The 12,057-nt window shown below is 68.0% G+C and carries 8 protein-coding genes; 4 read left to right on the top strand and 4 right to left on the bottom strand.

Features of this window, described 5'->3' with window-relative positions; genetic code table 11:
- Positions 1-13: 13 nt before the first annotated feature.
- On the top strand, positions 14-2,110 hold the full coding sequence (pbpC, locus tag P2G67_RS11485; protein ID WP_275823191.1) for a penicillin-binding protein 1C: 2,097 nt from the start codon (positions 14-16) through the stop codon (positions 2,108-2,110).
- Positions 2,111-2,150: 40 nt separating this feature from the next.
- Here pbpC and P2G67_RS11480 read toward each other — a convergent pair whose 3' ends face one another.
- Positions 2,151-2,879 carry a GntR family transcriptional regulator gene (locus P2G67_RS11480; RefSeq protein WP_275823189.1) on the bottom strand — a complete coding sequence of 243 codons (729 nt, stop codon included), beginning with the start codon at positions 2,877-2,879 and terminating at the stop codon, positions 2,151-2,153.
- Positions 2,880-3,096: 217 nt separating this feature from the next.
- Between P2G67_RS11480 and P2G67_RS11475 the strand changes: the two genes are divergently transcribed.
- Together P2G67_RS11475 and P2G67_RS11470 are read left to right on the top strand one after the other, a co-directional pair.
- Entirely contained in the window at positions 3,097-4,440 is a 1,344-nt protein-coding gene (locus P2G67_RS11475) for an acyclic terpene utilization AtuA family protein (RefSeq protein ID WP_275823187.1), read from the top strand.
- 14 nt (positions 4,441-4,454) lie between these two features.
- A complete protein-coding gene (locus P2G67_RS11470; RefSeq protein WP_275823185.1) occupies positions 4,455-4,808 on the top strand; it encodes an AtuA-related protein in 354 nt (117 codons plus the stop codon).
- Between the two features lie 152 nt (positions 4,809-4,960).
- Here P2G67_RS11470 and goxB read toward each other — a convergent pair whose 3' ends face one another.
- The 3 genes from goxB to putA form a co-directional block, all read right to left on the bottom strand.
- Positions 4,961-6,085, bottom strand: coding sequence for a glycine oxidase maturase GoxB (gene goxB, locus P2G67_RS11465; protein WP_275823183.1), 1,125 nt, complete (start codon positions 6,083-6,085; stop codon positions 4,961-4,963).
- Positions 6,069-8,132 (bottom strand): CTQ-dependent glycine oxidase GoxA, encoded by a 2,064-nt coding sequence (gene goxA / locus P2G67_RS11460; protein ID WP_275823181.1) that lies wholly within the window; start codon positions 8,130-8,132, stop codon positions 6,069-6,071. Before goxA ends, goxB begins: the two co-directional genes overlap by 17 nt.
- A gap of 102 nt (positions 8,133-8,234) precedes the next feature.
- Positions 8,235-11,390 (bottom strand): bifunctional proline dehydrogenase/L-glutamate gamma-semialdehyde dehydrogenase PutA, encoded by a 3,156-nt coding sequence (gene putA / locus P2G67_RS11455; protein WP_275823179.1) that lies wholly within the window; start codon positions 11,388-11,390, stop codon positions 8,235-8,237.
- 158 nt (positions 11,391-11,548) lie between these two features.
- On the opposite strand from putA, the gene P2G67_RS11450 reads away from it, so the two are divergent.
- On the top strand, positions 11,549-12,046 hold the full coding sequence (locus tag P2G67_RS11450; RefSeq protein WP_437124258.1) for an Lrp/AsnC ligand binding domain-containing protein: 498 nt from the start codon (positions 11,549-11,551) through the stop codon (positions 12,044-12,046).
- The last annotated feature ends 11 nt before the right edge of the window (positions 12,047-12,057 follow it).

The following is a 12,057-nucleotide window of genomic DNA, read 5'->3' as shown; positions in this document are numbered from 1 at the left end:
TCGAACGACGGCCATGACGCGGCGGTTTCGACGGGCAGTATTGGGAGCGGTGGCGGCCATCGTGATCGCCGTCGCGGCGCCAATAGCGCTCGCCCTACTGTTTCTCTTCAACGAGGCGGGCGACGCTGCGGTGGAGCGTGCGCGGGCCGTGGAGGTGTCGCGTCAGGTGCTCGACCGATCCGGCACGCTGCTGCGGCCTTTTCCCCTCACCGATGGCCGCTGGCGGCTGCCGGTTGCTTTGGAGGAGGTGGACCCTCGCTTTGTTGAGATGCTGGTGGCCTACGAGGACTCGCGTTTCTACAGCCACGCGGGTGTCGATCCGCTGGCGGTCCTGCGGGCGGCTTGGCAGTGGACGCGTCACGGTGAGATCGTCTCAGGCGCCTCGACGCTGAGCATGCAGGTGGCACGGCTCCTGGCCCAGCCGGGCGCGCGCGGCCTGCGCACGAAGCTCGTCCAGATGCGTGATGCGCTGCGGCTCGAGCTTGCCTTCACCAAGACGGAGATGCTGGAGCTATACCTGACCCTGGCGCCCTATGGCGGGAACGTCGAGGGCATCCGCGCGGCTGCGCTCGCCTGGTTCGGCAAGGAGCCCCGGCGGCTGACCCCGGCGGAGACGGCTTTACTGGTCGCCCTGCCGCAATCACCGGAACGGCGCCGGCCGGACCGCTTTCCCGCAGAGGCGCAGGCGGCGCGCGATCGGGTGATCGCCCGCCTCGCCGCTGCGGGGACACTCACCGACGCCGAAGCTGCCTTGGCGCTGGCAGGGCCCGTGCCTCAGGCACGCCTTGCCCTGCCGGCCCGGGCCCCGCATCTCGCCCGGCGGGTTGCGGCCGGCGCCCCGGACGAAGCCGTGCTCCGCGTGACGCTGGATGCCTCGCTTCAGGCTCGTCTCGAGGCGCTGGCAGGGGAGCGGGTGGAGGCGTTTGGATCGCGTGCCTCGCTGGCCATCCTTGTGGCGGACCACCAAAGCGGCGAGGTGCTTGCCGAGGTTGGTTCTGCGGGTCTGTTTGCCGACGCGCGGGCAGGCCATGTGGACATGGTGCACGCGGTACGCTCGCCGGGCTCGGCCCTGAAGCCGCTGATCTACGGCCTCGCCTTCGAGACCGGTGTTGCTCACCCCGAAACGCTGATCGAAGACCGCCCGGTGAGCTTTTCCGGCTATCGTCCCCGGAACTTCGAACTGGCTCACCAGGGCACGGTCAGCGTGCGCCACGCGCTGCAGGCCTCGCTCAATGTGCCGGCGGTGCGGCTGCTGGAAGCGGTCGGCCCCAGCCGCCTGACTGCCCGTCTGCGCCGCGCCGGCGTAGCGCCGGTGTTGCCGCGCCAGGGTGCCGCCGGCCTGCCCGTGGGTCTGGGTGGTGTCGGCCTGACCCTGGATGATCTGGTGCGGCTCTATGCCGGCATGGCCCGCGGCGGTGAACCGGTGGCGCTGCGCCGTGCGCCGGAGGAGGGCGTACCATTGGTCGGCGAGTTTCTCGACAGCCGCGCCGCCTGGCTAGTGTCCGATGTTCTCTCCGGCACCCCTGCGCCGCCCGGACAAGGGCGGGAAGCAATCGCCTACAAGACCGGCACCTCCTACGGCTACCGCGATGCCTGGGCGATCGGCTTCGACGGGCAGCACGTGATCGGGGTTTGGGTCGGTCGTCCCGATGGCGCGCCGGTGCCGGGCATGACCGGGCGGACCGCGGCCGCCCCGATCCTGTTCGACGCCTTCCGCCGCGTGTCGCCCACGCGCGCAGCGCTGCCTCCGCCACCACCCGATACACTCGTGGCAGGCAACGGCGCCCTGCCTGCCGCCTTGCGTCGCTTCGCCGGGGACCTGCCCTTGGCCAACGGCGCGGACGCCGGTGCGGAGGCGGCGCCAGTGATCGTCCATCCGCCCGACGGGGCGCGGGTCGATCTGGCCCTGGGCGAGGCTGCGGCTGCGCCGCTGGTCATCAAGCTCGACGGCGGACGCCCGCCCTTCCGTTGGTTTGCCGACGGGCGGCCGGTGGGCGGCAGCGAGCGCCGTCGCGCCACCACCTGGTCACCACCGGGGCCCGGCTTCTCCACTCTCTCGGTCGTCGACGCCAGGGGTGAGGCGGCCAGCGTCACGATCTTTATCGAATAGGCCCGGCTTTATCGAATAAGCCCGGCGTGTCGGATCATACCTATGCGCTGTTGGCCCTGGCCCTGCGTTCCCCAGCGCCGGAGTCGCGCTGCACGGCATCATCGAAGGTCGAGTAGTGGCGGTCTTCCAGGCGCACCCCGCGCAGGGTGATGTCCTCGACGATGGCGGCGGCGGCTTCCTTGGCATCGCCGACCGCGACCGCGCGACACACCCGCAGGTGGTCATGGCTGGCGGGGTCCACGGCCGGGTGCTTGAGGTAGAGACTGTGCTGATAGGGGCCGCTGCGCGCCCAGAGGGTTTTCACCATGGCACAGGCCTGGGGCAGGCCCGCCTTGTCGTAGAGCGTGAAGTGGAAGTGCCGATTCTCGATCATCACCGTGCGGAAGTCGCCGGACTGCTTGGCAGCGATCAGGCGGGTGTGAATGGCATCCAGCGTCTTGGCTAGGGCCGGGTCGGGCCGCTGCACCGCTTCCAGGGTCAGGAGATGTTCAAGCGCCGAGCGGATCTTGCGGATCTCGATGAACTCTTCCTTGCTCAGCACCGGTATGGAAAAGCTGCGCGGCTCGAGCCGCAGGGTCTGTTCAGCGGTGAGCTGCAGCATGGCTTCGCGCACCGGGGTCACGCTGATGCAGAAGCGCTCGGCTTGCTGGCGAATGCTGATCTTCTCACCGGGCTTCCAGAGGCCGCTGATGATCTCGTCGCGCAGCTGATTGTAGGCGAGCCGGGCGAGGCTATCGCGTTGCGAAAGGTCGACGATGTCCCGTGCCATGGGGGTGTCCTTCGGGTGTTGTCCTCATTGTAATCAGACCGGATTCACGCATTTGAACTGAAACCGTGTCGTTCAGATCAAGTGCGATCCGGTCTGAGCAGGTGCAGTCAGCGGTAGCATGTGCCGCGAGCGCTTGACAGTGGTCATCCATTCAAGATGATATATCACGTATCATACATGGCGCAGGCGCTTCTGCGATAGGGAGGAAAAAAGATCCATGACGCTTAGAATCGGATCCGGCTCAGCCTGGTGGGGCGATCGGATTTCGCCCGCCGAGGCCAACGCGGCGCGCGGTGATATCGACTATCTCTGCTTCGAGACCATGGCTGAGGCGACCATCTCCACCGCGCAGGTGCGCAAACGCCGCGATCCGGACTTTCCCGGCTATGACACCTATCTCGATGACCGCTTTCGTGCCGTGCTGCCGCATTGCCTGAAGCGCGGCACCAAGATTGTTTCCAACCAGGGCTGGATCAATCCGCTGGGCGCAGCGCGCCACGTCAAGGCCATCGCCCGCGAGTTGGGCTATCCCGACCTCAAGGTGGCGGCGGTGTCCGGTTCGCTGATCACCGACAAGATGGACCAGCTGACCGGCACGGTGATTGAGACCGGCGGATCCCTGGACGAGATTCGTGGCGAGATCGTTTCTGCCGAAGCCTACATGGGCGCTGACCCCATCGTAGAGGCACTGGCTGCCGGCGCCGACGTGGTGATCACCGGGCGGGTGGCCGATCCCTCGCTTTTCCTTGCGCCCATGATGTACGAGTTCGGCTGGACCCGGGAGCAGGCGGAATTGATCGCCCGCGGTTCAGGCATCGGCCACCTCATGGAGTGCGGCGCCCAGGTCACCGGCGGCTACTTCGTCGATCCGGGCTATAAGGATGTTCCCGATCCCTGGGATCTCGCCTTCCCGATCGCCGAGGTGGAGAGCAACGGCGACTGCGTCATCACGAAGCTCGACGGTACCGGCGGCGCGGTGAACCGGCGCACCGTGCTGGAACAGATGTTCTACGAGGTGCACGACCCGGCCAACTACATCACGCCAGACAGCGTCGTCGACTTCACCACCTCCGATGTGGAGGAACTGGGCAACGACCGGGTGCGGGTGCGCAACATCGGCGGGCGTGATCGCACGCCCACCCTCAAGGTCTCCGTGGCTGTGAAAGAGGGTTTCGTGGGCGAGGACATGTTCTTCTATGCCGGCCCCGGTTGTCTGGAGAAGGCGAAGCTGGCCGAGCGCGTGCTGCGCGAGCGCTTCAAGATCGTCAACCTGCAGGCCGAGGAACTGCGGATCGACTTTCTGGGCGTCAACGCGATCCACGGGGCGGCGTCACCGGCCATCGACTATGAACCCAACGAGGTGGCCGTGCGCGTGGCCGTGCGGGCCAAGACCCGTGCCGAGGCCGAAAAGGCGGGGCGCGAGGTCGACGGCATGGCCGTTTCCGGCCTGGGCTCCACGGGCAAGCGCGTGCCCCACGGCGAGCGCGTGCGCGAGGTGATCGGCGTCTGGTCGATGCTGGTCGACCGCGACCTGGTTCGCCCACAGATCGATTTTGCGTGAGAGGGAACGCCAACATGAGAGTTCCGGTCCGGGCCATCGCCCACAGCCGCTCCGGCGACAAGGGAAACACCTGCAACATCACCGTCATCGCCTATGAGCAGGACTTCTACGAAGTGCTCAAGGAACAGGTGACCGAGGAGGCGCTGAAGGCGCACTACGCCGGCGTCATCACCGGCAAGGTCACCCGCTATGCCGTGGATCGTCTCGGCGTGCTCAACTTCGTGTGCGAAGGCGCACTGGGCGGCGGCGTTTCCCGCAGCCTCTGCTTAGACAACTACGGCAAGTCATTGGCCTCGCGCATCCTCAGCCTCGAGGTCGAAGTGCCGGAGCGCTTCGCCAATCGCCTGCGCCGCGGCCAGGCGGCCTGACGTCACCTTCACTGCACAGACCCCACGCCCCTCGCGTGCAAGGCGCCCGCAAGAAGGCCCGTTTTCGTTTTCACACAGCCCATCTCCTGCGCAGCGTCTATCGCAGTCTTCCTGGCCGACAGCGCTCAGCCTGATCGCCTGAGGCCCTCGCTTCAGTTCGGGTGACGCGCAGCCCAGAAGCGGCTGTTGGGAAAGCGGGTCTCGGCGGCGTAGAAGCGCGCCTGCTGTCGGTCGAAGTCGGCAATGCCTTCGGCGAGCGCAGCGGCATAGGCGTCCAGCCCACTGCGATCGCCGGACAGGGCGGCAGCCATGGCTTCGCCCGCCTTCCAGCCGCCCCAGAGCGCTGTCGTCATGCCGTGGGAAGACAGCGGATCGAAAGCCGCGGCCGCATCGCCGACCGCCATCCAGGGCGGAAGCCTGCCGTTGCGTCCGACGGGCGCGGCAATGCGCGTGGTGCCGGCGCTGTAGAGGCGCGGCGGACGTTCAGGCACAAAGCCGGCCTCCGCAATCCAGCGCGCGATGTGGCGGCTCTGCTTCAGGACAGCAGCGAGCACCTGCGGGTCGCGCGATATCCCGGCCGGCATCAGGTCGGGATCGGTGAAGTAGGCCAGCGAAAGCGCCTCATCGGGTAGCAGCGCCGCGTAGAGCCAGCCGTCCGGCAAGGCCTCGATGAGCGTGGCCCGGGTCGGCTCGACGGAAAGGTCGTGCTGCCGCAGCAGGGTGGCCGCAGCGATCAGGCGATCGCGGCGGATCAAGGGGCTGTGCCGGCGGGCGAAAACGGCGGCGCGGCCGCTCGCGTCCACCACTGCGGAGGCGGTGCAGTTTTCCCCGTTGGAAAGGTGCAAGCGCCAGACCTGGTCCTCGCCCGCCGCGCTGCTCAGGCGATGGGGAAGCCGTTCCGCAAGGGCCGCGGCGCGGGCACGAAGATCGGCCTCGAAGCGCAGGCGGTCGAGCACGTAGCCCGGCGGCCCCGCCTGCAGTGCGGCGTGGCGGGCGGTGAGGCGATCGCTGCCCCAGGCGGAAAAGCTGGCGTTGGCAGGGCGGTGAGCGCTGGAGGTGAGCAGGTCTTCCAGGCCTAGGGCTTTGAGGATGGGCCTGGCGCCCGGCCCCAGGGATTCGCCGAAAGCCTGCGCCTGCTGCTCTGCCGGCGGGGCGAGCCAGAGCGGCGGGCAACCCGCCCGGGCCAGGGAGATACAGGCGGCCGCGCCGGCGATGCCGCCGCCGATCACTGCTACGGGAGGCCGCTCGGTCACATCCGGCTCAGAGCGTCTGCCCATCCGAGGCTGTCCAGTCGGTGCGCCGTTCCATGGAGCCGCGGCCGGTCTCGACGAACAGCTCGCTGGGCAGCCCGGTCGGGCGCTGCGCATCCTGCGGGCCCGGGCGCTTCACCACGAAACCCATGCGCTCCCAAAGCTGGATCATGCTGACGATGCCATCGGTGTAGCTGGCTTCGGCGTGATAGCCGATCCCGGCCACGCCACGGGTCCAGGCAACACGATGCTGAAAGAAGCGCTGGCGTTGCTCAGCATCAAGGTCGTCGCGCATGATCTGCTCGTAAAATTCCTCCTGCAGCACGTCCACCGGGATCAGCGCCGGCCACCAGACGGCTGTGGGGAAGTCGCTCTGGAGCGCCACCTGCTGGCAGCTGAAGACGTCGCACTGCCAGGGCAGGCCCATCCAGCGGGTCAGGTCGCCCGGCATCTGCGGGCCGATCGGTGGCGGTGCGCCGTTGCCGCCCGCGAAAGCCGCCTCGGGTGTGAGCAGCCTGCCGATGTCCTGGATCAGGCTCTCGCGCTTGCCCCGGGCGATGCGGAAGGGCTCGCGGCTCTGGCCGTGAGCGATGGCGTACATTTCCCGGTGGCGCAGGTAATAGGTCAGCTCGACGCCGGGATGGAAGGCGCCGCCGGAGCAGGGCTCCAGGGCCGCGCGGGTGAGGGCCTCCGGCTGGCGGGCGATGGGGATATCCTCCAGTGTCACAATCGCTTCGGCCTCCGGCTCGTGCAGATCGTCCACGAAATCACCCGCCGCCCAGGCTTCCAGGAAGCCGTACTGCCGTTCGGGGAACTGGAACCAGAAGAGCGGGCTGCCGCTGTAGTTGATGCCGTCGCCCAGCATGTAGGGCAGCTTGTGCTGCTCCTCGCGGAAGGCGTCCTCGCCCTGAGCCCGCGGGTTGCGGAACTTCTCGAAGACCGAGCGACGGAAGGCGGCGTTGTCCTCCTCGGGGACGGCTAGGCGCGCCAGGTAGTCGGGGTCGGAAAAGTCGCCGATGTCGAGCCAGCCCTGGCGCAAATGCGCTGCGGCGGAGACCCACTCCATCAGCGCCAGGCGATGGAAGATGGGATAGATGTGCTCGCGGAAGGACAGCGGCAGTGCCGGCGCCTCGCGCCAGCCCTCGCGCAGGTTCAGGTCCTCGATGGTGTCGTAGAGCGTGGTGATCGGCGGAATTTCCGGCGCGAAGTTGGGTCCGGCACAGGCGACCCAGGCATGCTCCGCCTCCAGGCTGCGCCCGTCGGGCAGGCGCACCCGGGCCGAGACCGGTCCGTCGCACCAGTCGTCGTGCCAGCCGTCGTTGTCGGCGAAGTTGGTGATCGGGCTGCCGTTGGGGCTGTCGGAGCGGCCGTCCGGCGGCACGACGAGCAGGCGCCCATTGTCGTCCGTGCGCAGGTGGCCCAGGCCGACCTCCTCCAGGTCGAAGAAGCGATCGCTCATGGCATAGGCCGGATCGTCACCTCGCGGGTTGGTTCCCGCGCCGGCGATGCGGGTGGCGCCGCCGTCGATGACCAACATGCGCTCGCGCTCCGTATTGGGCACGATGTAGTCGTTGCGCTTCCGGCCCGGGATGCCCGGTGCCAGCGCGCCGTTGTCCAGCGGGTTGGTGAAGCCGTACCAGGCCGCCTTGGTGTTCGCGACATGCACCTCCCACTCGATCTCCGCCTCTTCTGCGGTGATCTCGCCGATCACCCGGTTCTCGGCGTCGAAGGCATAGAGGCGAAAGCGCTGGGCCTGCTTCTTGATCGCCTGGTCGCCGTCCTTGAAGCCGCCTTCGGGCTGCGGCGGCAGGCCGGGCACTTCCGGGGCCAGAAACCACTGATCACTGCCGCCAACACGGCAGATGCCGATGGGCGGATAAATACCGATGCGCGCGATCTCCGCGCCGGCGGGTGCGCTTTCGCCGCTGCCGGCAGCGATGGCCGCGCGGGGGAAGAAGGGCAGGGCGGAGCCCAGAGCAGCGGCGCCGACGCCAGCGAGAAAATCGCGCCGTCGGATTCCTGATTTGTTCGTGCCCGAACTGCGCCCGCGCGTCTCGTCCGCTGCTTCTGCCACGCCCCTGTCCCCCAGCCTGGTTCTGTTCTGCGAAGCAGATTGGCCAGTGCACCGCGGGGAATCAATCTTCCTGTTTCAGAGGGTGGCCTGATCGATCGCGCCTCAGACCGGCAGTTCCTCGTCCAATGACATGAGAGAGGCATTACCGCCCGCGGCCGTGGTGTCGATGGAAATGACGCGCTCGGTGGCGAAGCGGTGCAGGTAGCGTGGTCCGCCCGCCTTGGGGCCGGTGCCGGAGAGGCCTTCGCCGCCGAAGGGCTGTACCCCGACCACGGCGCCGATCATGTTGCGATTGACGTAGTGATTGCCGGCCCGCACGCGATGCCGGAGGTATTCGACGGTGGAATCGATGCGGGTGTGCAGCCCGAAGGTGAGGCCGAAGCCAGTGCCATTGATCGCCTCAACCACCTGATCCAGCCGGTCTGCCTTGTAGCGCACCACATGCAGGATTGGTCCAAAGACTTCGCCCTGCAGCCTCGACAGCGAGTCGATCTCAAAGGCGGCCGGCGCCACGAAGGTGCCGTTGGCGCAGTCGGGACCCAGGGCGGTGCGGGCGATCAGGCGGGCTTCCTGGTTCATGCGCTTGGCATGGCCGTTGAGCATGTCCCGGGCCTCCTCGTCGATCACCGGACCCACGTCGGTCGCCAGGTCAGCCGGGTTGCCGACCCGCAATTCCTGCATCGCGCCTTCCAGCATGGTGAGCGTGCGTTCCGCCACCTCGTCCTGCACGAAGAGGACGCGCAGTGCCGAACAGCGCTGCCCCGCCGACTGGAAGGAAGAGATGAGGATGTCGTTCACCACTTGCTCCGGCAGGGCGGTGGAATCAACAATCATGGCGTTCTGCCCGCCGGTCTCGGCGATCAGCGGCACGATGGCGCCGTCACGCGCGGCCAGGGTGCGGTTGATCAGCTTGGCGGTGGCCGTGGAACCGGTAAAAGCTACGCCGGCCACCCGCTCGTCGGGCAGCAGGGTCTTGCCCAGAGCCGCACCGTCGCCTGGCAGTAGTTGCAGCACATCGCCGGGTATGCCGGCGCGGTGCAGCAGGCGCGTTGCCGCGGCGGCGATCAGGGAGGTCTGCTCCGCCGGCTTCGCCAGCACGCAGTTGCCAGCGACCAGGGCGGCGACGACCTGTCCGGTGAAGATCGCCAGGGGGAAGTTCCAGGGACTGATACACAGGAAGACGCCGCGGCCTTCGAGCTGGATCTCGTCGCGCTCGCCGGTCGGGCCGGGCAGGGCCTGGGGCCCGGCGAAATCCTGGCGTGCGCGCAGCGCGTAGTAGCGGCAGAAGTCAACCGCTTCGCGCACCTCGGCGATGCCATCTGCCACCGACTTGCCGGCCTCGCGGGTGCAGAGCGCCATTAGCTCAGCGCAGTTCTCCTCCATGAGATCGGCGTAGCGTTCCAGGCAGCGGGCGCGTTCTTCCGCCGGCGTGGCGTTCCAGTCGAACCAGGCGCGCTGAGCCCGGGCCAGTGCCTGCTGCGCCTGTTCGGGTGTGGCGTCCACCACATGGCCCACCAGTTGCTTGCGGTTGGCGGGGTTGCGCACTTCGCGCTTCGGCCCCTCGAGGGCACGGCCCCCGACCAGGGGTGCTGCCTCCCAGCCGCTTTCGGCCGCCTTGGCCATGGCCTTGCCCAGCGGCACCAGTTCCTCGGCGGCCCAGAGGTCCAGACCAGCGGAGTTGCGCCGACCCTCCCCGAAGAGCCTTTCCGGCAGGGGAATGTGCGGATGGGGGATCTGTGTCAGGCCGCGCACCCGGGCGACGGGGTCGGCGACGATCTCCTCGATGGGCAACGCCTCGTCCTGGATGCGGTTGACGAAAGAGGTGTTGGCGCCGTTCTCCAGCAGACGCCGGACCAGGTAGGCCAGCAGGTCCTCATGGCTGCCCACCGGCGCATAGATGCGGCAGGGGCGGTTCAGCTTGTCCGCGCCGACGATCTCCTCGTAGAGCGCTTCACCCATGCCGTGCAGGCGCTGGAACTCGTAGTCATCCCGGTCGCCCGCCATTTCCAGCACGGCGGCCAGGGTGTGGGCGTTGTGGGTGGCGAACTGCGGGTAAAAGGCATCGCGCTCGGCCAGCAACTTCCGGGCACAGGCCAGATAGGACACGTCAGTGGAGGCCTTGCGGGTGAAGACCGGATAGCCTGCGTGCCCGCGCTCCTGGGCGCGCTTGATCTCAGTGTCCCAGTAGGCGCCCTTGACCAGGCGCACCATCAGGCGCCGCTCGTGCCGGTGGGCCATGTCGGCCAACCAGTCGATGAGCCGCGAGGCCCGCTTCTGATAGGCCTGGACCGCCAGCCCGAAGCCGTTCCAGCCCTTGAGGTCCGGGTCGCCGGAGACCGCCTCGAGCACATCGAGCGAGAGGTCCAGGCGCTCGGCCTCTTCGGCATCGACGCAGAGATTGATGTCATGCTTCTTGGCGTCGAGGCAGAGCGTCTTCAGGCGCGGCACCAGTTCGTTCATCACCCGGTCGCGCTGAGCGAACTCATAGCGCGGATGCAAGGCGGAGAGCTTGACCGAGATGCCCGGTGCCTCGATCGGCCCCTTGCCCGCGGCGGCCTTGCCGATGGCGGCGATGGCGTCGCGATAGGATTTGAAGTAGCGCTCGGCATCGGCCATGGTCCGCGCGGCTTCGCCCAGCATGTCGTAGGAATAGCGATAGCCCTTGCCTTCCTGGCTGCGCGCGCGCTCGGTGGCCTCCTTGATCGTCCGGCCCATGACGAACTGGCGGCCGAGGATGCGCATGGCCTGGCGCACGGCGCTGCGGATGACCGGCTCGCCGGAGCGGTGAATCAGCCGGCGCAGGACACCGCGGGCGTCGCGGCGTTCTTCCTCCTCCAGGCGCACCACCCGGCCCGTCAGCATCAGCGCCCAGGTCGAGGCGTTCACGAAGAGGGACTCGCTGTGCCCCAGATGGCGCTCCCACTCGGCCGCGCCGATCTTGTCCTCGATCAGCTTGTCCACGGTGTAGGAATCGGGCACGCGCAGCATGGCCTCGGCCAGGCACATCAGCACGATGCCCTCCTTGGAGGAGAGTTCGTACTCATGCATGAAGGCGTCGATCCCGCCCTGTCCGATGCGCGAGCGCCGCACCGCTTCCACCAGGGCGCGGGCCTGGCTGCCGATGCGATCGACGGCGGCGCTGGGCAGTTCCGCTTCCGAAAGCAGGCGGCGCACCACCCGGGTCTCGTCGGCGCGGGTGTCGGTCCGCAGGGCTTCACGCAGGGGGCCCGCCTGGGCGAGAGCAGGGTCGAGGATCATGGCAGCGCCTCCTGGGTTCGACGTGCTGTCGGGATCTTGTCGGCTGCGCGCTTCCGCCGAGGTGCGAGCTTTGCCGTGGCTTGAATATAGCCGTCAGCAAGCGGAATATCTGCTCGTTCTTCGGGAAATGACCGGATATCACGCTGGGGGTTGGGGTTTTGGCAGAATATGATTCCGGGCAGGAGATTCGACCGCTCGACCGCATCGACCGGCGCATTCTGCGCGCCTTGCAGGAGGAGGGGCGGCTCACGAACGTGGAACTGGCCCGGCGGGTGGGCCTGAGTCCCACACCCTGTCTTGAGCGCGTACGCCGCTTGGAGCGCGCCGGCTACATCACTGGCTATCGCGCGGTTCTGGCGCCGGCAAAGCTGGATGCGGCGCTGCTGGCCTTCGTGCAGGTCACCCTTGACCGCACCACGCCAGATGCCTTCGAGCAGTTCCGCGCGGCCGCCGCGGCCCGTCCCGAGGTGCTGGAGTGCCACATGGTGGCGGGCGGTTTCGACTATCTCCTGAAGGTGCGCGTGCGCGACATGGCCGCTTATCGCCACTTCCTGGGCGAAACCCTGACCGCCATCGGCGGCATTGCCCAGACCCACACCTACGTGGTGATGGAGGAGGTGAAGTCGGACGGCCCCCTGCCGATTGCCCAGGGGTAGCCGCGGCCCGG

It is taken from the genome of Aquibaculum arenosum (assembly GCF_029222965.1).
GTDB lineage: Bacteria > Pseudomonadota > Alphaproteobacteria > Kiloniellales > DSM-21159 > Aquibaculum > Aquibaculum arenosum.
Note: the sequence above shows the minus strand (reverse complement) of the source record. Positions and strands in the feature narration are given on the sequence as shown.